This is a genomic window from Brevundimonas goettingensis, assembly GCF_017487405.1.
GTDB classification, from domain to species: Bacteria; Pseudomonadota; Alphaproteobacteria; order Caulobacterales; family Caulobacteraceae; genus Brevundimonas; species Brevundimonas goettingensis.
This window is the reverse complement of the sequence record NZ_CP062222.1, coordinates 426185-444830: the sequence shown is the minus strand read 5'-3', so window position 1 is coordinate 444830 and position 18646 is coordinate 426185. Positions and strand designations below refer to the sequence as shown.

The window sequence follows — 18646 nt, the reverse complement described above, 5'->3', positions numbered from 1 at the left end:
CGGAGCCTTGGGTCTGGGGCAGGCTTAAGACCGGAAGGCGGCTTCCAGCATGCCCAGCTGGCTGAGGACCGGGTTAGCCTCGGCCTCGGCGGGGGCGTCCAGATACATGCGGCGGTCCAGATAGAGGACCCGGTCATGCAGCTTCTCGGCCCGGACCACATATTCGATCAGGGCGATGGGCAGTTCGGCGTGGCTCGGCTCGCTCTCCAGCGGGCGGGCGGTCAGGCGGTAGCGCGGGTCGCAGGCGGCTTCCGGCTCCATGTCGCCCTCGCGGACGGCGCGCTGGATCAGCAGCCAGGAGGCGACCTGCATCAGCCGGGTCGTCAGCTTCATGCTTTCGGCGGCATAGGCCAGGGCCGCGGCGCGCGACAGCAGCTTGGATTCGCGGCGGCCGTCGCCGTCCAGATAGGAGGCGGTGTCCTCGACCAGCTCCATGCCTTCGCGGAAGGTGCGCTCGAACAGCTCCGAACGGGCGAAATCATGGATCTCCGCCGCACGGCTGCGTGCGCGGATCGGGTCGCCGGACTGGGAATCGTCGCTGGCCATCAACTCAATCATACTCATGGAATACGTACGCGTCCGTCCCGTTCTCGCCCCTGACAGGCGCTGTGACGTTCAGGTCTGCAACCGCCATGCCATGAACGGGGGCGTCGGAAAACCATTCCGGGACGCCCATCCCCATCAAAACCGTCATCTGTGTCCTGTCAGGGGCGGAAGTTGAACAGGGCGTCTGCGGCGTTCTTCTTGGCCTGTTTGCCGTCTATGGCGGCCCTGGCCCGGGCGATCTCGGCCTGCAGGGCCTCAATCCGCTCGTTCAGCTCTTCCACCGAATAGAGGTCCAGATCCTCGCGCGACAGGGCGGTCAGGGTCGCGCCGCGTCCCGAACGGGGCTCCAGATCTTCGAACGTCATCGTCGCCTCCATGGCCAGGACCGGTCAGGGCGACTATCTCAGCGCCTGGATATCCACGATTGCAAGGTTTGCCCCGAATGCGGACGATCGAGATCACCGGCGGCGCCGGTACCGCGGAGGCCCTGAGGCCGGCCGAACGGCCCGATCCGCAGGCCGGTCCCGGACAGATCCGCATTCGCGTCCGGGCCGCCGGGGTCAATCGACCGGACCTGCTGCAACGCCTGGGCTACTATCCCGCCCCGCCCGGCGCGCCCGACATCCTGGGACTGGAGGTCGCCGGCGAGGTGGATCAGGTGGGGGATGGGGTCACGCGCTGGCACGCCGGCGACCGTGTCTGCGCCTTGCTGGGCGGGGGCGGCTATGCAGAGTTCGCGGTGGTCGACGCCCGGCACGCCCTCCCCATCCCGGACGGGCTCGATTTCGTTCAGGCGGCGGCCCTGCCCGAGACCGTCTTCACCGTCTTCGCCAATGTCTTCGAGGGCGGGGCGCTGAAGGCGGGCGAGACCCTGCTGATCCACGGCGCGACCAGCGGCATCGGGGTCACCGCCATCCAGATGGCGAAGGCGGCGGGCGCCCGCGTCATCGCCACCTCGCGCGGACCGGAGAAGGCGGCTGCGGCGAAGGCCTTGGGTGCGGACATCAGCCTGGACGCCAGGACTGACGATCTGGCGGCGGCCCTGGCCGAGGCGGGCGGGGTCGATGTGGTGCTGGATATGGTCGGCGCCGACTATGCCGCCCTGAACCTGAAGGCGCTCAAACCCTTCGGTCGCTGGGTGGTGATCGCAACCCTCTCGGGAGCGAAGGCCGAGGTGAACCTGTCGGAGCTGATGATGAAACGGATCGTCCTGACCGGCTCGACCCTCAGGGCGCGGCCCGCCGACGAGAAGGCCCGTCTGGCGGCGGCGGTCGAGGCGACGGTCTGGCCGTGGGTCGCGTCCGGCGCGGTCCGGCCGCCGGTGGAGGCGACCTTCCCGCTGGAACAGGCCGATCAGGCCCACCTCCGGCTGGAGGCGGGCCATCATATCGGCAAGGTGGTCCTGACCCTTTAGGGCTTACCAGCCGCGAACGGGGCGCAGCGAAGAGATCCGGTCGTTGATCAGGGTGTTGTTCAGATTGCGGACGTCGCCGGAGAAGGTCTGGCAGGTGCCGCGGAAATAGGGGTCCGAACAGGCTTCCCAGGTTCCGTTCATCTGCATCGACGAGATGTTATCGTTCAGCTGGCGACGGCCGAGGTTGGGCATCTCGCCGTTGAAGGTCGCCGAACCGCCGCGGAAGTTCGAATCCTCATAGACGGTGATGGAGTTGCGGCCGCCCCAGCCGCCGCCGGGGCCGCCATTGCCGGGTCCGCCGTTGCCGGGGCCGTTGCCGCCACCCCAGCCGCCGCCGTTATTGCCGCCGCCGGTTCCGGGACGACCGTCGTTCTCGAACCGGCCGGTCGCGCCGTTGCAGCTCAACAGACCGTTGATGTTGTTGATGTCGCTATTGCAGCGGCCATATTCGATCGAGCTGAGATTGCGGTTGCCGCGGACATCCTGGCACTGGGCGTAAAGGCGTCCGCCCTCGGTGCGGATGTTGTTGCAGCTCTGGGTGAAGCTGCCGGTCGGCTGGCGTCCGCCGCCGTTGTTTCCGCCACCGGTGTTGCCGCCGCCGTTACGGCTTTCGAGCCGGCCCTGAGCGCCATTGCAGAAGAGCATGCCCCGATTGTTGGCGACGTCGCCGACGCAGCGACCGTATTCGATAGAGCTGTAGCGCGTATCCCGACCGATACCGGTGCCGCATTCGGCGTAGAGACGGCCGCCGTCAACGCGGATGTCGGAGCAGCTCTGGGCATAGCTGCCGGCCGGCTGGCCGCCACCGCCGCCACGCTGGGCGCTGGCCGACATCGGGGTCAGCAGGGTCAGGGCGGCCAGGGCCGCGGCGGAAATTGAAACGGTGGTCTTGATCGACATGGTCTTCCCTCCAGAACGACTGTGCGGCCGGGGGGGCCGCCTTGATCCTCACGCTCGTCTACTCAACCTGAACCGTAGCTGTACGACGATGACAGTTCTTGTCACGCAGCGTTTTCTTTTGCGGCGAAACGGCCTATATCCCGACCATCGCGCCCGGCCGAAAGGTCGGGCGCCGTTGTATCCAGAACCCGTCAAACCGGGTCGAACCTCCGGGACTTACGCCCATGACCGACATCCTCATGCCCAAGGCCACCGCGGTCTGGATGGTGGATAACACCTCTCTGACCTTCGAGCAGATCGCTGATTTCTGCGGCCTGCACCCGCTGGAAGTGCGCGGCATCGCCGACGGCGACGTGGCCCGCGACATCCGCGGCGTCGACCCCATCACCGGCGGCCAGCTGACGCGCGAAGAGCTCGACAAGGCCCAGGACAACCCCGACTACCGCATGCAGGCGGTCGTCAGCCGTCACGCCGAACTGCTCAAGTCCAACAAACCGGCCCCGAAATACACCCCGGTCTCGCGCCGTCAGGACCGTCCGGACGCCATCGCCTGGTTCGTGCGCAACCACCCCGAGGTGACCGACGCCCAGATCGCCAAGCTGCTGGGCACCACCAAGTCCACCATCGAGAGTGTGCGCAACCGCACCCACTGGAACAGCCCCAACATCAAGCCGGTCGATCCGGTGACCCTGGGTCTGGTCGGCCAGCTGGTTCTCGACGACCTGATCTCCAAGGCCGCGGCCAAGAAGAACAAGGACGACCTCAAGAAGGGCGGCGGCGTCCTGCAGCCGGTCGAGCCGGAAGTCGTCGAGGAAGAGTTCGTCCCCGAAGCCGCCGAGCGCCGCACCGCCGAGCCGACCGCCGCCTCGGTCTTCGGCACGAAGGACTAGGGGGTTAGCCCCTCCACCACGGCGCAATCGCGCCGTGGTCCCCCTCCCCACTGCGTGGGGAGGAAAAAAGGCCCCGGAAAGCAGTCTCCGGGGCCTTTCCAATTCTGATTTTGGTACTCCCCCGGGCTACCCTGCCCGGGCCTCGAGACTGGTAATCTCCTCCTTCAATCGGAGCTTTCTTCGCTTGAGCTCCCTGACCTGCAGCGGATCCGATGACGGGTGGATCAGCTCCCGCTGGATATTCTCATCCAGCTGACGATGCCGATTTCCCAACTCCCGGATACGAGCTTCGATGGTCATGGCTTGCGCCTCCATGTCTAAGGGACCACACAGTGAGCGCCCGGATCGGCGGTCTGGGAAATCACGGTTGAGTGACGTCGCCAAGACCTTGAAACTGTTCCGGACCCGGTGAGTCTGACCCCCAAAATGGACCCTGATGTGAACGGAGCTGTACGGAACCCTGCGACCTCCGGTCGCCCCCAGGATCGGGCCCGGCTAGTGGTCGGAATTTCGGGGGCTTCGGGCGTGATCCACGGCGTTCGCGTGCTGGATGCCCTGAGGGAGCTGGACGTCGAAAGCCATCTGGTCGTGACCCGCGCGGCCCTGCTGACCCTGTCGCAGGAGACGGACTTGACGCCCGATGACCTGACCGGACGCGCCGATGTGACGCACCGGCTGAATGATGTCGGCGCTTCGATCGCCTCGGGCTCGTTCCGGACCCTGGGGATGATTGTCGCCCCCTGTTCGGTCCGGACCATGAGCGAAATCGCCACGGGGGTGACCTCGTCCCTCCTGACCCGCGCCGCCGACGTGGTGCTGAAAGAGCGGCGGCCGCTGGTGCTGATGGTGCGCGAGACGCCGCTGCACCTGGGTCATCTGCGGACCATGACGTCTCTGGCCGAGATGGGGGCGACCATCGCCCCGCCGCTGCCGGCCTTCTACGCCAAACCGACCTCCATCGCCGAGATGGTGGATCAGTCGGTCGGTCGGGCGCTGGACCTGTTTGGCCTCGACTGGTCGCCGGTGAAGCGCTGGGACGGCCTGAAGGGGCCCGCCGAGGCATGAGCGACGGCCTCTGGGACTGGGCGCTCAAGGCCTATGCGGCGCCGGGCGTGGCGGACGCCTGCCTGCACCTGCAGGACGCGGCCGAACAGAATGTGCCCCTGCTGCTCTGGGCCGCCTGGGTCGCCGAGACCGGGCGGCGGCCGGTCGAGGACGACATAGAGGCCGCCTGCGACACGGCCCGGGCCTGGGACGGCAGCGCCGTCAGCCCCTTGCGCGCCATTCGCCGCACTCTGAAGGCGCCCATCCCCGACATCGACGATGCCGCGCGCGAGGCCGTGCGTGAACAGATCAAGGCGGTCGAGCTTCTGGCCGAGCGCAAGCTGCTGGAGGCGCTGGAGGCCCTGGCGCCCGCGCCGTCCGGCTCGCCGCGCCGCGCCATCGAGGGACTGGTCGAGACCGCGCGTCTCTGGGCCCGCGTCATCCCCCGTCCGGCGCTGGTTGTCCTGTCAGAGCGCCTTCCGGCCTGAGCTGCGGTCGGGTATAAATCCAGCGGCCGTTCCTGGGGGGAAGGGCAGGACTGATTCATGAACGACGACCAACCTTTCCTGACTGACGACGAGCTGGCGCTGCACGACGAGGTCAAGCACCTGCGGCAGGAGCACGCCGACCTCGACGCCGCCATCGAGGCCTTGGGCCACATGCCGATCCCGGACCAGCTCCGCATCGCCCGGCTGAAGCGCAAGAAGCTGCAGTTGCGCGACGAGATCGTTAAGATCGAGAGCCAGATCCTGCCCGACATCATCGCCTAGGTGTCGAAGCCCTGATCGGTTGAGGTCGTCGTCGTCCGTCCCGGGTCCGAACGCGCGCCCGACCACCCTTCCCGGAAACGAAGCCTAGGCCAGCCGTTCCGTCAGATAGTCGATGAAGACCCGAACCCGCGCCGGCATATTGGCCCCGCCGACGAAGACCGCATGGATCGGCTCGCGGTCGCCGGGGTTGAAGGCCTCCAGCAGGGGGACTAGCCGCCCATCGCGGATATCGTCCACGGCGCTGAAAGCGCCCACCCGGGTGATGCCGACCCCGTCCCGCGCCAGCTGGGTCAGGGTCTCGCCGTTGTTGGCCTCTACCGGCCCATGCACCGTCAGGGCGAAGTCGCGGCCGTCGCGCCGGAACGGCCAGACCGGCTCGGCCCGGCGGAAGTTGAAGTTCAGGCAGTCGTGGGTCAGCAGGTCCTCCGGAACCTCCGGCTCGCCCCGCCGCGCCAGATAGTCCGGCGAGGCCACCACGACCCGGCCGGTCTCGCCCAGCTTGCGCGCCGTCAGGCCGCTGTCGGCCAGAGGACCGAAGCGGATGGCCACATCGGCCTGCCCCGCCGCCACATCGACCACGACATCGGTCAGGCCGATGTCTATCAGGATGTGCGGATGGCGGGCGGTGAACTCCCGGATCAGGGGCACGATGACCATCCGCCCGTGCGCCAGGCCCGCGCTGACCCTCAGCCGTCCCCTCGGCGCGCCCTGGTCGGATACCGATTGCTCGGCGTCCTCGATATCCGCCAGAATGCGCCGCGCCGCCGACAGATAGGATTGCCCCTCGGCCGACAGGGTCAGAAGCCGCGTGGTCCGGATCATCAGCCGCACGCCCAGACGGGCCTCGATCCGATCCACGGTCCGCCCGACCGCCGAGGGCGTCAGCCCCAGCCGTCGTCCTGCGGCCGACAGACTGCCGGCGTCGACCACCGCGGCGAAGACCTCCATCTCCCGCGCCCGATCCGTTCCGGACTGCACCTGTGCGTTCAAAGCAAATATCCTTGGCCTGAGACCCCACTAAACCTCGCTTGAGTCCACGTCCATCTGTGCCCGGACACATCATGGAGCGATCAGTCATGGAATATCGTCAACTCGGCGCCTCGGGCCTTCGCGTGCCCGTTCTCAGCTTCGGCACGGGGACGTTCGGCGGCTCCGGACCGCTGTTCGGCGCCTGGGGGACCAGCGACGTCGACGAGGCCCGCCGCCTGATCGACATCTGCCTGGAGGCGGGGGTCAATCTGTTCGACACCGCCGACGTCTATTCCGACGGCGCCTCCGAGCGGGTGCTCGGCGAGGCCATCAAGGGGCGCCGCGATCAGGTGCTGATCTCGACCAAGACCGGCCTGCCGACTGGCGACGGCCCCGGCGATTGGGGCGTCTCACGCAGCCGGCTCATCCGTTCGGTCGAGGACGCGCTGGAGCGCCTCCACACCGACCATATCGACCTGCTTCAGCTCCACGCCTTCGACGCCTCGACCCCGGCCGAGGAGCTGCTGGCCACGCTTGATACGCTCGTGAGCGCGGGCAAGGTCCGTTACACCGGCGTGTCCAACTATCCGGGCTGGGCCCTGATGAAGGCGCAAGCGGTCGCCGAGCGCGACGCCCGCCCCCGCTTCGTCGCCCATCAGGTCTATTATTCCCTGATCGGCCGGGCCTATGAGGCCGACCTGATGCCGCTGGCGGCGGATCAAAACATCGGCGCCTTGGTCTGGAGCCCGCTCGGCTGGGGCCGCCTGACCGGCAGGATCCGCCGCGACGCCCCCATCCCGGCGGGCAGCCGCCTGCACGACACCGCCGTCTTCGCCCCGCCCGTCGAGGACGAGCACCTGTACCGCGTCGTCGATGCGCTGGAGGCCGTCGCCGCCGAGACCGGCAAGACCGTGCCCCAGATCGCCCTGAACTGGCTGCTGCAACGCCCCACCGTCTCCTCGGTCATCATCGGCGCCCGCAACGAGGACCAGCTGCGCCAGAACCTCGGAGCCGTCGGCTGGACCCTGACGCCCGAACAGGTCGCCCTGCTCGACGCCGCCAGCGATGTCCTGCCCGCCTATCCCCACACCCCCTATCGCCAGCAGGCCGGCTTCGTCCGCCTCAACCCGCCGCTCGTCTGAGCCGAGACAACCATGAAACTGAACCTCCCCCTCCTCGCCCTCGCGGCCGGCGCCTTCGGCATCGGCGTCACCGAGTTCGCCCCCATGGGTCTGCTGCCCGTGATGGCGACGGATCTCGGCGTCTCCGTCCCCACGGCGGGCCTGCTGATCAGCGCCTATGCGCTCGGCGTCATGCTCGGCGCGCCCCTAATGACCCTGACCACCGGCCGGGTTCCCAGACGGACCCTGCTGATCGGGCTCGTCGGCATCTTCACCCTCGGCAATCTGCTGTCGGCGGTCTCGACCGACTATACGATGCTGCTGATCGCCCGGGTCGTGACCTCCCTGAACCACGGGGCCTTCTTCGGCGTCGGCTCGGTGGTGGCAGCGGGCCTCGTCGCCCCGAACCGAAGAGCGGGCGCGGTCGCGGCCATGTTCATGGGCCTGACCATCGCCAACGTCATCGGCGTGCCGCTGGCGACCTGGGCCGGAGACGTGCTCGGTTGGCGCGCCTCCTTCTGGGGCATCGCGGGCATCGGCGCCCTGGTCATGGCCGCCCTGCGCCTGACCCTGCCCGCCCTGCCGGCGCCCACCGGCGGCGACGTCGCGACAGAGCTGCGCGTTCTGACGCGGGGCCCGGTGCTCTCGGCCCTCGCCCTGACCGTGATCGGGTCCAGCGCCATGTTCACCGTCTTCACCTACATCGCCCCGATCCTGAAGGAGCAGACCCACGCCTCGCTCGGCTTCGTCACCGCCATGCTGGTGACCTACGGCCTCGGCCTGACACTCGGGAACTGGCTCGGCGGGCGGTTCGCGGACCGGTCGGTGGACCGCACCCTGATCGTCACCCTGGCCGCCCTCGCGATCCTGCTGGTCGCCTTCGCCGCCCTGATGCCCTTCGCAGGCCCCAGCGCGGTGGTGATCTTCCTGTGGGGCGTGGCCAGCTTCGCCCTCGTGCCGCCGCTGCAGGTCCGGGTCATGACCGCCGCCGCCGATGCGCCCAACCTGGCCTCGGCCGTCAACATCGGCGCCTTCAACCTCGGCAACGCCATCGGCGCGGCCCTGGGCGGGGCGGTGATCGCGGGCGGGCTCGGCCTTCCGGCCGTTGCCCTGGCCGGAGCCGTAGCCGCTGCGGCGGGTCTGGTCTTCGCCCTGTTCCTCGCCCGGCCGCGCAGGCCGATCGCGGCGGCCGCCTAGACCGTCCGCTTCGCCAGCTGCCGGGCCAGGTCGGGGACGGGGCAGGCAACCTCGCCGGTCATCCATTGCTTGAGCATGGCCAGCTGGCCCGCCGCCGCCCCGGCCGCGATCAGGGCGGCCGGCTCCTCCCGGCCCATCCCCTCAAGCCGCACCGCGATCATCGCCGCCAACTTGCGCTGCAGCTTGTCCAGCAAGCCCGAGGCGAACAGCATTCGCCCCAGCGACCTCTGCTCCCAAAGATGGGCCAGCATGGCCTGCAGCCGGTAGACGTCGCCGCGCCCGACGGCGGCGTCCGCCAGCGGGATGAACAGGGGGTCGATCACCGCGACCAGCACCTCGTCCTTGTTGCGGAAATGCTCATAGAAGGTCGAGCGCCCGACCCCGGCTTCGGCGATCACATCCGCCGTGCGGATCGCATCATAGCGGCGCGAGAACATTAGCCGGATGAAGGCCTCCGAGATCGCCGCCCGCGTGCGGCGTATGCGTCGGTCCGTCTCCTGCGTTTCATAGGTCATGGCCGCACGATAGGGCATCCGGCGACGCCTGTTCAGCCGTCCCGTTCCGGACAATCGGCGACAAAAGTCCGGAAGCGGACTCCGTCGCCGATCGTCCCTCGCCTCGCCCCCCGCGCCTCGCCACCCTCAAGCGACCCATTCAGGAGGGGCCGATGACGGACGAAATCAACGCAGTGGACAGGCAGGCCGAGGACCGCCTCGCGGGAGGGCTGATCCTGGGCGGGACACTCGCCGCGCTGTTCCTGATGCTGCACCACCCGACCTCCCTGCACGGGCCGGACGACGGCCATCTGATGCGCGACTGGAGCAATGGCCTCGTCCACGGCGGGATGATCGCCTGCATCCTGATCCTGATGGCCGGGGCCTCCGCCCTGCCACGTCGACTGGGCGAGCAGTATCTGTCGGTGCGGGCCGGAGCCATGGCCTTCAACGGCGGCATGATCGCCCTGATCGGTGCGGCCCTGGTCAACGGCTTCACCGTGCCCCGGATCATGGCCCACGCCGCCAATCCCGAGCTGGCCCGCCTTCAGGCCGCCCCCTTCGGCGCCCTCAATCAGGTGTTGGCCTTCTTCGGCATGGTGCTGATCGGCGCCGCCTGCGCCCTTTGGGCCGTACGCATGCTGCGTCAGCGGTCGATGACCCGGGTCGCGGGCGTCCTCGGGATCGGGGTCGCCGTCCTCTCCGGCTGGTGGCTGATGCACGGCCACGGGAACTTCAGCCTGCTTCCGGCTGTGATCGCCTTGACGATCTTTGCCGTCTGGTCGCTGATCGTCGGCGTCCAGCTGATCCGGGGCCAGATTCGATGACCGACACCCACCACATCGCCGCCATCGTCCCCGCCAGCGATCTGGACGCCAGCACCGCCTTCTATCGCCGGCTGGGGCTGGAGGTGACCAGCGATCACGGCCACTACCGGCTGCTGGACGACAGCAGGGGCTGGCGACTGCACCTGAACCGGGTCACCGGCTGGCCGGCGACGGTCGAGGACAATCCGCTGGGCCTCTACCTCTATGTCGAGGACGTCGACGCCGTCGCCGACCGGGTCCGCGACCTGATCATCGAGCCCGGCACGCCGCACCTGAAGCCCTGGGGGACGTATGAGTTCGCGGTCAGCGATCCCAACGGAACCCTGGTCCGCATCGGCCGCGCGGTTCGCTGACCCTGTTCACGCCTGCCTCCCAGCCCTATGACGACCGGGTGAGCGAGCCCGAACCCTTTGACGCCCGGCAGGACCTGAAGGACGCCCCGCGCGTCGGCGGGCGGATGCGGCCCAAGGATGCGGCGACCCTGATCCTGTTCCGCGACGGAGCCACAGGCCCCGAGGTGCTGATGGGCCGCCGCGCGCCCGGGCATGTCTTCATGGCCTCGAAATGGGTCTTCCCCGGCGGTCGGGTCGAGCGCGGCGACTTCACCGCCGCTTCCACCGGCGATCTGGCCGAGGCCGCCCGGCTGGAGGCCGAGGTTCCCGCCCGCCGCGCCCGGGCCCTCGCCCTGGCCGCCATCCGCGAGACCTTCGAGGAGACCGGGATGATGCTGGCCCGCCCAGCCCCGGCCGCCTCCGTTGCGGGCGGCTGGCGCGAGTTCCGGGCCGTGGGCGCCCTGCCCGACCTGTCCGTCCTGACCTATGTCGCCCGCGCCATCACACCGCCGGGGCGCCCCCGCCGCTTCGACGCCCGCTTCTTCATGGCCGAGGCCTCGGGCCTGCTGACGCCCGAGCCCACCGCCGGATCGGGCGAGCTGGACGAGATCGCCTGGATGCCGCTTTCCGAGGCCAGGACGCTGGAACTGCCCGCCATCACCCGCATGGTGCTGGGCGAAGCCGCCGAGCGCCGCGCCGACCCCGGCCGCATCCCGCCCTTCGTCCGCTTCGTGCGCGGATCCCACATCATCACCCGGGACTGAGCCTCATGACGGGAATCACCCTGCGCCTGACCATCGCCGATCCGGTTCCCGGCATGATCTACAGCCTGCAGGACCAGAAGTCGGTTCCGGTCGGCCCCGTCATGGCCACGGACGCGCCCCTGTCCTTTGACGTGCCGGTGAAGCTGTCCGACGACAACCGGCTGACCGGCCCCTTCGTCCGGCGCGAGGGGCCGGAGCGGCGTTTCGTCTATATCGCCATCGGCGGGCAGGCCGGCGGCCATACGACGGTCAGCCGTCGCGCCAAGATCGACGTTCATCAGCTGGGCGCCCTGCTGGACCAGGCGAGGGCCGGAAAGGTGCTTGCGGCGACCCTCCCCGGCCGCGACAAGGACGGTCTTCCAGCCTGCGCGACGGTCAAACCCATCGAACCGTGGCGGGCCGTCTGAATCTTCGTTGACTTCCGGGCGCGCCTGAGTATGTTCCGCGCCTCTTATTTTAAGCGGCTTTCGCCGTCGCAGAGGTAATTCCGATGGCCAAGCCAGCTTCTATCAAGATCCGCCTGAACTCGACCGCCGATACCGGCTTCTTCTACGTCACCAAGAAGAACGCCCGCACCATGACCGAGAAGATGGTCGTCAACAAATACGACCCGGTCGCGCGCAAGCACGTCCAGTTCAAGGAAGGCAAGATCAAGTAAGATCTGGCCAAACGCCTGAATTTGAAACGCCCGGTCAGTGATGACCGGGCGTTTTCGTTTGGGGGTGCGCCGCCTGATCAGGCCGCCTGATCACGCGGCTCTGGCGATGACCTGGTTGCGGCCCGAGGCCTTGGCCTCATAGACGCCTTCGTCGGCCCGCTTGAGCAGGGCTTCGGGCGTGTCGTCGCTGCCGAGCGAGGCCGAAACCCCGATCGAGACCGTGACGGTCAGATGTTCCTTGCCGCCCATGACCCGGAACGGGGCCAGGCCGATGTCGCGGCGGATGCGGTCGGCGATGCGGTGGGCGTCGGCGAGGCTGGTGTCGGGCATGACCACCACGAACTCCTCACCGCCCAGACGGCAGGGCAGGTCCACCGCGCGGACATTGGTCGCCAGCCGCACGGCGAACTCGGTCAGGACCTCGTCCCCGGCGTCATGGCCGAAGCCGTCGTTGACCGACTTGAAGTGGTCGATGTCCAGCACCAGCACCGCGACCGGATCGCCGCCGTGGTTGGCGCGCTGGACGAAGGCCTGCAGCTGGCCGGCCATGTAGCGGCGGTTGTGCAGACCGGTCAGGGCGTCGGTGACCGCCATCTCGAGGCTGTAGTCCAGCTTCTCGCGCAGGAAGTCGGTGTAGCGCTTGCGGCGGATCTGGGTCCGCGCCCGGGCCGCCAATTCTTCCGAATCGATCGGGCGGGACAGGATGTCGTTGACGCCCAGCTCCAGCGCCTTGACCAGACGCGGCCGTTCGGCGGCGTCGACGATGGCCAGAATGGGCAGGTGGCGTGTCGGTTCGGCCGACCGCACCTGGGCGATCAGGCGCAGGCCGTCGAAGCTGTCGGCGACCGTATTGACGATCATCAGGTCAATCAGCCCCTTGGAGGCGATCAGGGCCGCGCCCGCGTCGGTCTCGACCACCGGCCGGTGCTCGCGCGCCAGCTCCTCGACGATCTTGGCCGACTGGCGCTCGTTGTCGTCGACGATCAGGACCCGGCCGCCCGAGCCGCGCAGACGGCCCGCGCCGTCGGTGGAGACGCCCAGCCGGCGGCCGCTCTCCTCGCGCTCGCGCAGCTCGTCCATGATCAGTTTCAGCCGGACCAGCGACCGGACCCGGGCGAACAGCACCAGATCGTCCAGCGGCTTGGTCAGGAAGTCGTCGGCGCCCGCCTCCAGCCCCTTGATCCGGTCCTCGCGACCGTCCAGGGCGGTGACCAGAACCACCGGAATATGACGCGTCTCCGGATCGGCCTTCAGTCGCTTGCAGGTCTCGAACCCGTCCATGCCGGGCATCATGACGTCCAGCAGGATGATGTCCGGCTTCTCGGCCGAGGCCAGCTTCAGCGCCGTCAGACCGTCCTGACAGGTCAGGACGTCGTAGTATTCGAGCGTCAGCTTGGCCTCGAGCAGGCGGACGTTCGGCTCGACGTCGTCGACGACCAGTATGCGCGCGGTCATCGGTGCGTCACCGGCGCCGGCGCGCCCAGATGCTTCCGCACCGTCTCGAGGAAATGCATCACCGAGATGGGTTTGGAGATATAGGCCTCGCAGCCGCCCTGGCGGATTCGCTCCTCATCCCCCTTCATGGCGAAGGCGGTGACGGCGATGACGGGGATGTGGGCCAGCTCCTCGTCATCCTTCAGCCATTTGGTGACTTCGAGGCCCGAGATCTCGGGCAGCTGGATGTCCATCAGAATCAGATCGGGCATGTGCTGACGCGCCAGAGCCATCGCCTGCAGACCTTCGCGGGTCTGCAGGGTCTGATACCCCTGCGAGTCGAGCAGATCATGAAACAGCTTCATGTTCAGCTCGTTATCCTCGACGATGAGGACTTTCTTGGACATCATCACCTGGTCTGGTTCGCCTCCGATCGCACAGCTGCGCGGAGGCACGGATCGCCTTCTTCCCGTGCAATATGGGCGCCCGGGTCTTAAGTTGACGTGAAGCCGGAACCGGCCCGGAGAAATCAGCTTTGGCCATCACGGCGATCTGCCGCGACTGTCTGTGGAACGGAGCCGAGGCGCCGGGCGACGGGCGCTGCACGGACTGCGGTTCGCGGCGGATGGTCTGCGATCCCGAGCTCGACCAGCTGACCATCGCCCACCTCGATTGCGACGCCTTCTACGCCTCGGTGGAGAAGCGCGACCGGCCCGAACTCCGGGACAGGCCGGTCATCGTCGGCGGCGGGGTGCGGGGCGTGGTCTCGACCTGCTGCTATGTCGCGCGGATGTACGGCGTCCATTCGGCCATGCCGATGTTCAAGGCGTTGAAGGCCTGTCCCGACGCCACGGTCATCAAGCCCGACTTCTCGAAGTACGTCTTCGAATCGCAGCGCATCTTCGGCTTCGTCGGCGAGCTGACGCCGCTGGTCCAGACCCTGTCGCTGGACGAGGCCTGGATCGATCTGGCCGGCACCGAACGGCTGAACGGCGGTCCGCCGGCCCTGCAACTGATCCGGCTGATGAAGCGGATCGAAGACGAGACCGGCCTGACCGTCTCCATCGGCCTGGCCCCCAACCGCTTCCTGGCGAAGATGGCGTCCGAGATGGACAAGCCGCGCGGCTTCTCGGTCGTCTCGAAGCGTGACGCCCAGGCCATTCTCGCTCCCCGCCCCGTCACCGCCCTGCCCCATGTCGGGCCGGTGTTCGGCAAGACCCTGAGAAGCGACGGCTTCAACACCATCGGCGACCTGGCCGCCGCCGATGTGAAGGATCTGGCCAAACGCTATGGCGAGGCGGGCCTTCGGCTGCACGACCTCAGCCACGCCCGTGACAACCGGCCGGTGCGCCCCGACCACGACCGCAAGGGGATGAGCGCCGAGACCACCTTCAACACCGACCTGACCACCGCCGAGGCGCTGGAGGAGGAACTCTGGCCCCTGTGCGAGAAGCTGGCCTCCAAGGCCCGCCGCGATGGCGTCGCCAGCCGGGTCGTTGTGCTCAAGCTGCGCCGCACCGACTTCAAGATCATTACCCGCCGGATCACCGCGCCGGAGCCGATCCAGACCGCCCGCGCCCTGTTCGCCATCGGCCGCGACCTGCTCAAGCCCGAGCTCGGCCGTCCCTACCGCCTGATCGGCATCGGCATGGCGGATGTGGTCGATGCGGTGGAAGGGCCCACGGGCCTGTTCGCCTCCACCGAAACCCGCGCCCTCAAGACCGAGACCACCATCGACAAGCTGCGCGCCAGGTTCGGCAAGGACGCGGTGGTGGCGGGTCGGGCGTTGCGAAAGTAGCCCCTCACCGCTCATCCCGGCGAATGCCGGGATCCAGATCCAGACACCGTGTTCGCCGCAAGGCCGCCGACGATCCGAACTTCAGACACCGCATGTGAATCTGGATCCCGGCATTCGCCGGGATGAGCGGTGTTATTGTTTCTCCGCCCGCGCGGTCAGATAGGCATGCAAGGCCGCGATGTCCGCCTCGGTGAAGGCGCTGAAGTTGGCCTTCGAGACCTCGGACATCAGCCCCTTCTCCTTGCCGTCCATGGCGACGCCGGTGCGCAACAGCTTCGTGAAGCCGGGCAGGTCGTAGGACGCCGCGATCAGCAGGTCCGGCGCGCCCCCTTCCCGCCCCTTGAGGTCCGAGTTGTGGCACTCGCCGCAGACCGTCACGGCCAGATGGCGGCCACGCGCGAACTGCGGCCCCACCTCCACCGCAGGATGGGCTTTGGCGTCGGCGACCCAGGCCGGGGTCGACTTCGCCCGGCCCAGCAGGATGTTCAGCCGTCCGAGAGGTCCGAAGGTCTCGCGCGGCCGATCAGGTCCGGCGGGCGAATGAGTGCGCAGCCAGGCGATGACATCGGCGACCTCGGCGTCGGTCATCGTCGTCCAGGTCTCGGACGGCATGGCCCAAAGCTGGGTGCCGTCGGCGCGCACGCCCGACCGGATCGCCCGCGCCAGCTGGCTGTCAGTATAGTGGGGCACGACCCGCGTCAGGTTGGCCGTGTAGACTGAGCCCTGCCAGAAGTCGCCGCCCCACGGGCCGCCCTGCAGGTTCCGCTCATGACAGCCGTCGCAGCCCGATACGCGGCCAATATAGGCGCCCCGCGCCACCGCCCCGGGATCGCTGGCCGCCACGATGGTCGGCATGGGTGTTTCGGGTTTGGAGCGGATGATGATCTCGCTGCCGCCATAGATGACAGCGAAGGCCAGGACCATCAGTCCCACCAGGGCGACAAGCCCCCACCTGACAAACTTCAGCATCGGCCGCCCTCCTGACCGAACGATGATCACCGATATGCCGTCACTTGACCAGACCGACGGCTTTGCGCCGTTCAACGCCCCTTAACGGCGATGTGTCAGGGTCTCTTTCATGTCCGCCTTCATCGACAAGATGCGCCGCCGCGCCGGCCGTTACCTCGACGTCCGACCCGTGCGGATCGCGCCCGAACGCGGCGTCTTCAGCCTGTCGTTCGACGACATTCCGCGCACCGCCTGGACCGAGGCCGGGCCGATCCTGGCCGAGCACGGGATCACGGCCACCTACTATGTCTGCGGCGGCCTGTCGGATGGTTCAAACCTCGACCTGCCCCAGTTCTCGACCGATGACCTTCAGGCCCTGCACGCGGCCGGGCACGAGGTCGGCTGCCACACCTATGAGCATGTCTCGACCCTGACCCTGTCGCCGGCGGAGCTGGACGCCAGCTTCGCCCGCAACGCCGCCTGGGTCGCCGAGCGGCTGGACGGATACGTCATGCGCACCTTCGCCTATCCGTTCGGCGACGCGGCCCTGGCCTCCAAGGCCGTGGTCGACAGCCGCTTCCTGTGCGGACGCGGCGTGCGCGACGGCATCAATGCGGGCAAGGCCGACCGCGCCAACCTTCAGGCCATCGGTCTGGAGAGCCGCCGCATCCCCGGCTACGACCTCGAAGCGATGATGGCGAAGACGGCCGAGGACAAGGGCTGGATGATCGCCTACGGCCACGACGTCATGGATGCGCCCACCCCCTACGGCTGCACCCCCGACGACCTCGACCGCGTCATCCGCCTGGCCAAGGCCGCCGATCTGGAGATCCTGCCGGTCGCCGCGGCGTGGGAGCGGGTGGCGGCCTGACCTGATCACCCTCTCCCATAGGGAGAGGGCTTGAGCGCCCGAGAGCGCAGCGATCGGACTTCGCGCGAAAGGGTGAGGGGTTCAGTCGCTCACCGGTCAGGGCAGAACCCCTCACCCTCCCACTGACTTCGTCAGCGGGCCCCTCCCTCTCCCTCTGGGAGAGGGGTTCTACGCCGCTTCCTTCTCCGCCTCGACCATGCTGGCGGCGCGCTTGTCGGCCCAGGGGATCAACGTCGATTTCGGCCAGGCGACGAGCCAGGAGCGCGGCAGGTACTCACCCTTCTCGATCATCCCACGGCGGGTCGGCGACGTCGCGCCGGCGCGGTCGGAATGGATCTGGCCCGGCCCCTGATGGATGATGAAGGCGCCGCCTTTCAGCGGGTTGAGGCGCAGATAGGCCATGCGCGGGCTGATCATCTCCAGCGGCGGATCATAGAACCAGCTCGAGCCGATCATCCCGGCCAGCTCGGGCCGGCGCTTGCAGATGGCGGCGGCGGAGGCCCAGGCCTGATCCCAGCCGGACTCGGAGAAGTCATCGGTGTGGCGGCTCTCGGTGTGAACCTCCAGCCAGGGCTTCTTCCAGCCCTGCGCCTTCACATAGGCGATCAGCTGGCTCCAGCCGTAGCCGTCGCGGCCGTTGCGGACCACCTGACCCGGCCCCATCGGGGACGACAGGTCGATGGTCTGGGTCTTCGCGCCCGGCACGCTGAGCACCAGCGAGAAGCGCACGTCCTTGGCCCAGTGGTCGCGGTCGTAGTCGGCGCCCGTCTCGGCGGCTTCGGTCAGGAAGGCGGCCAGCTTGTCGAGCCAGAAGGGATAGAATTGCAGCACCTCGGGCGGCAGATCCGCCTCCTTGACCCGCCCCGGCAGCTCCAGCGCCCAGGTGGCGACCAGGGCGCGCCGCAGGGCGTCGGTCGCGCCTTCTCCAAGCGCCTCGTCGGCGGCGTGGGCCGGAAGGTCGAAATTCCAGTGGCTGGCCGAGGCCCGGGCCGAATAGACCGCCTCGACCGAAGCGATGTCGACCACCGCGCGCTCTTCGGCGCCGAGGCGGTCACGGATGGCCTTGAAGGCCGCGACTTGAGCAGGCGAGAGCGTTTCCATGAGCCCAGCATGGCACACGCCGGTTGGCGAACCTTTAAGCTCCCGCCGGGTTGGCGCAGGGCGGCCGGGCGCGCTAAACCCCGCGCAAAGCTGAAGGAGCATTCCGCATGACCGTCGCCGCCCGTATCGCCGAACTCGGCATCACCCTGCCCGAGCCCGCCAAGCCGGTCGCCAGCTATGTCTCCTTCGTCCAGTCGGGCAATCTGGTCCATATCTCGGGCCAGCTGTCCAACGACGCCTCGGGCGGGATCAAGGGCACCGTCGGCGTCGACGTGACCCCGGAACAGGCCGCCGCCGCCGCCCGTCTGTGCGCCATCAACCTGATCGCCCAGATCAAGGCCGCCGTGGACGGCGATCTGGAGCGCGTGGTGCGCATCGTGAAGCTGGGCGGCTTCGTCCAGGCCGGACCGGGCTTCTCCGCCATCCCCGCCGTCATCAACGGTTGCTCGGACCTGATGGTCGAGGTCTTCGGCGACGCCGGCAAACACGCCCGCTCGGCCGTCGGCGTCTACCAGCTGCCGCTGGGCTTCGCCGTTGAAGTCGACGCCATCGTGGAAGTCCGCTGAGC

At 68.3% G+C, this 18646-nt stretch carries 25 protein-coding genes; 15 read left to right on the top strand and 10 right to left on the bottom strand.

Annotation, left to right across the window (positions count from 1 at the left end):
• Positions 1 to 24 precede the first annotated feature (24 nt).
• Positions 25 to 546, bottom strand: coding sequence for a protease adaptor protein RcdA (rcdA, locus tag IFJ75_RS02335; protein ID WP_225896947.1), 522 nt, complete (start codon positions 544 to 546; stop codon positions 25 to 27).
• Positions 547 to 704: 158 nt separating this feature from the next.
• Positions 705 to 911 carry a DUF1192 domain-containing protein gene (locus tag IFJ75_RS02330; RefSeq protein WP_207870965.1) on the bottom strand — a complete coding sequence of 69 codons (207 nt, stop codon included), beginning with the start codon at positions 909 to 911 and terminating at the stop codon, positions 705 to 707.
• A gap of 77 nt (positions 912 to 988) precedes the next feature.
• Here IFJ75_RS02330 and IFJ75_RS02325 point away from each other — a divergent pair, with 77 nt between their 5' ends.
• Positions 989 to 1960: an NAD(P)H-quinone oxidoreductase gene (locus IFJ75_RS02325; RefSeq protein WP_207870964.1), complete on the top strand. Its 972-nt coding sequence runs from the start codon at positions 989 to 991 to the stop codon at positions 1958 to 1960.
• Positions 1961 to 1963: 3 nt separating this feature from the next.
• Here IFJ75_RS02325 and IFJ75_RS02320 read toward each other — a convergent pair whose 3' ends face one another.
• The gene (locus IFJ75_RS02320; RefSeq protein ID WP_207870963.1) at positions 1964 to 2860 is read right to left on the bottom strand and encodes a beta/gamma crystallin-related protein; all 897 of its coding nucleotides are present in this window, start codon (positions 2858 to 2860) and stop codon (positions 1964 to 1966) included.
• Positions 2861 to 3084: 224 nt separating this feature from the next.
• Between IFJ75_RS02320 and IFJ75_RS02315 the strand changes: the two genes are divergently transcribed.
• Complete coding sequence (locus IFJ75_RS02315) at positions 3085 to 3750, top strand: DUF1013 domain-containing protein (protein ID WP_207870962.1); 666 nt, start codon at positions 3085 to 3087, stop codon at positions 3748 to 3750.
• A 126-nt stretch (positions 3751 to 3876) separates the two neighbouring features.
• Here the strand turns inward: IFJ75_RS02315 and IFJ75_RS02310 are convergent, their stop codons facing one another.
• On the bottom strand, positions 3877 to 4050 hold the full coding sequence (locus tag IFJ75_RS02310; protein ID WP_207870961.1) for a YdcH family protein: 174 nt from the start codon (positions 4048 to 4050) through the stop codon (positions 3877 to 3879).
• 126 nt (positions 4051 to 4176) lie between these two features.
• Between IFJ75_RS02310 and IFJ75_RS02305 the strand changes: the two genes are divergently transcribed.
• The 3 genes from IFJ75_RS02305 to IFJ75_RS02295 are packed head-to-tail and all read left to right on the top strand — an operon-like array spanning position 4177 to position 5564.
• Positions 4177 to 4815: a UbiX family flavin prenyltransferase gene (locus tag IFJ75_RS02305; RefSeq protein ID WP_207870960.1), complete on the top strand. Its 639-nt coding sequence runs from the start codon at positions 4177 to 4179 to the stop codon at positions 4813 to 4815.
• On the top strand, positions 4812 to 5282 hold the full coding sequence (locus tag IFJ75_RS02300; protein ID WP_207870959.1) for a TIGR02444 family protein: 471 nt from the start codon (positions 4812 to 4814) through the stop codon (positions 5280 to 5282). The genes IFJ75_RS02305 and IFJ75_RS02300 overlap by 4 nt, the downstream gene beginning before the upstream one ends.
• A 57-nt stretch (positions 5283 to 5339) precedes the next feature.
• Positions 5340 to 5564, top strand: coding sequence for a YdcH family protein (locus IFJ75_RS02295; protein WP_207870958.1), 225 nt, complete (start codon positions 5340 to 5342; stop codon positions 5562 to 5564).
• Between the two features lie 84 nt (positions 5565 to 5648).
• On the opposite strand, the gene IFJ75_RS02290 is transcribed toward IFJ75_RS02295, so the two are convergent.
• The gene (locus tag IFJ75_RS02290; RefSeq protein WP_225896946.1) at positions 5649 to 6554 is read right to left on the bottom strand and encodes a LysR family transcriptional regulator; all 906 of its coding nucleotides are present in this window, start codon (positions 6552 to 6554) and stop codon (positions 5649 to 5651) included.
• A gap of 86 nt (positions 6555 to 6640) precedes the next feature.
• On the opposite strand from IFJ75_RS02290, the gene IFJ75_RS02285 reads away from it, so the two are divergent.
• On the top strand, positions 6641 to 7675 hold the full coding sequence (locus tag IFJ75_RS02285; RefSeq protein ID WP_207870957.1) for an aldo/keto reductase: 1035 nt from the start codon (positions 6641 to 6643) through the stop codon (positions 7673 to 7675).
• A 12-nt stretch (positions 7676 to 7687) separates the two neighbouring features.
• Positions 7688 to 8851 carry an MFS transporter gene (locus IFJ75_RS02280; RefSeq protein WP_207870956.1) on the top strand — a complete coding sequence of 388 codons (1164 nt, stop codon included), beginning with the start codon at positions 7688 to 7690 and terminating at the stop codon, positions 8849 to 8851.
• On the opposite strand, the gene IFJ75_RS02275 is transcribed toward IFJ75_RS02280, so the two are convergent.
• Positions 8848 to 9366 carry a TetR/AcrR family transcriptional regulator gene (locus IFJ75_RS02275; protein ID WP_207870955.1) on the bottom strand — a complete coding sequence of 173 codons (519 nt, stop codon included), beginning with the start codon at positions 9364 to 9366 and terminating at the stop codon, positions 8848 to 8850. The two genes, IFJ75_RS02280 and IFJ75_RS02275, sit on opposite strands and share 4 nt — an antisense overlap.
• Positions 9367 to 9518: 152 nt before the next feature.
• On the opposite strand from IFJ75_RS02275, the gene IFJ75_RS02270 reads away from it, so the two are divergent.
• The 5 genes from IFJ75_RS02270 to rpmG all read left to right on the top strand — a co-directional run bounded on the left by IFJ75_RS02270 (position 9519) and on the right by rpmG (position 11926).
• On the top strand, positions 9519 to 10172 hold the full coding sequence (locus IFJ75_RS02270) for a hypothetical protein (RefSeq protein WP_207870954.1): 654 nt from the start codon (positions 9519 to 9521) through the stop codon (positions 10170 to 10172).
• On the top strand, positions 10169 to 10525 hold the full coding sequence (locus IFJ75_RS02265) for a VOC family protein (protein WP_207870953.1): 357 nt from the start codon (positions 10169 to 10171) through the stop codon (positions 10523 to 10525). The genes IFJ75_RS02270 and IFJ75_RS02265 overlap by 4 nt, the downstream gene beginning before the upstream one ends.
• Before the next feature lie 38 nt (positions 10526 to 10563).
• Positions 10564 to 11268 (top strand): NUDIX hydrolase, encoded by a 705-nt coding sequence (locus IFJ75_RS02260; protein WP_225896945.1) that lies wholly within the window; start codon positions 10564 to 10566, stop codon positions 11266 to 11268.
• 5 nt (positions 11269 to 11273) lie between these two features.
• Positions 11274 to 11675 (top strand): DUF5990 family protein, encoded by a 402-nt coding sequence (locus tag IFJ75_RS02255; RefSeq protein ID WP_207870952.1) that lies wholly within the window; start codon positions 11274 to 11276, stop codon positions 11673 to 11675.
• Positions 11676 to 11758: 83 nt separating this feature from the next.
• Positions 11759 to 11926 carry a 50S ribosomal protein L33 gene (gene rpmG / locus IFJ75_RS02250; RefSeq protein WP_207870951.1) on the top strand — a complete coding sequence of 56 codons (168 nt, stop codon included), beginning with the start codon at positions 11759 to 11761 and terminating at the stop codon, positions 11924 to 11926.
• A 90-nt stretch (positions 11927 to 12016) separates the two neighbouring features.
• Here rpmG and IFJ75_RS02245 read toward each other — a convergent pair whose 3' ends face one another.
• Positions 12017 to 13381: a PleD family two-component system response regulator gene (locus tag IFJ75_RS02245; protein WP_207870950.1), complete on the bottom strand. Its 1365-nt coding sequence runs from the start codon at positions 13379 to 13381 to the stop codon at positions 12017 to 12019.
• Complete coding sequence (locus IFJ75_RS02240) at positions 13378 to 13767, bottom strand: response regulator (RefSeq protein WP_207932429.1); 390 nt, start codon at positions 13765 to 13767, stop codon at positions 13378 to 13380. Before IFJ75_RS02240 ends, IFJ75_RS02245 begins: the two co-directional genes overlap by 4 nt.
• Positions 13768 to 13895: 128 nt before the next feature.
• Here IFJ75_RS02240 and IFJ75_RS02235 point away from each other — a divergent pair, with 128 nt between their 5' ends.
• Positions 13896 to 15158 (top strand): DNA polymerase IV, encoded by a 1263-nt coding sequence (locus IFJ75_RS02235; protein ID WP_207870949.1) that lies wholly within the window; start codon positions 13896 to 13898, stop codon positions 15156 to 15158.
• A 132-nt stretch (positions 15159 to 15290) separates the two neighbouring features.
• On the opposite strand, the gene IFJ75_RS02230 is transcribed toward IFJ75_RS02235, so the two are convergent.
• Positions 15291 to 16127, bottom strand: coding sequence for a c-type cytochrome (locus tag IFJ75_RS02230; RefSeq protein WP_207870948.1), 837 nt, complete (start codon positions 16125 to 16127; stop codon positions 15291 to 15293).
• Between the two features lie 109 nt (positions 16128 to 16236).
• Here IFJ75_RS02230 and IFJ75_RS02225 point away from each other — a divergent pair, with 109 nt between their 5' ends.
• Positions 16237 to 16977, top strand: a complete 741-nt coding sequence (locus IFJ75_RS02225) for a polysaccharide deacetylase family protein (RefSeq protein ID WP_207870947.1) — start codon at positions 16237 to 16239, stop codon at positions 16975 to 16977.
• Positions 16978 to 17145: 168 nt separating this feature from the next.
• On the opposite strand, the gene IFJ75_RS02220 is transcribed toward IFJ75_RS02225, so the two are convergent.
• Complete coding sequence (locus IFJ75_RS02220) at positions 17146 to 18078, bottom strand: hypothetical protein (RefSeq protein WP_207870946.1); 933 nt, start codon at positions 18076 to 18078, stop codon at positions 17146 to 17148.
• Positions 18079 to 18185: 107 nt separating this feature from the next.
• On the opposite strand from IFJ75_RS02220, the gene IFJ75_RS02215 reads away from it, so the two are divergent.
• Positions 18186 to 18644 carry a RidA family protein gene (locus IFJ75_RS02215; RefSeq protein ID WP_207870945.1) on the top strand — a complete coding sequence of 153 codons (459 nt, stop codon included), beginning with the start codon at positions 18186 to 18188 and terminating at the stop codon, positions 18642 to 18644.
• Positions 18645 to 18646: the final 2 nt, after the last annotated feature.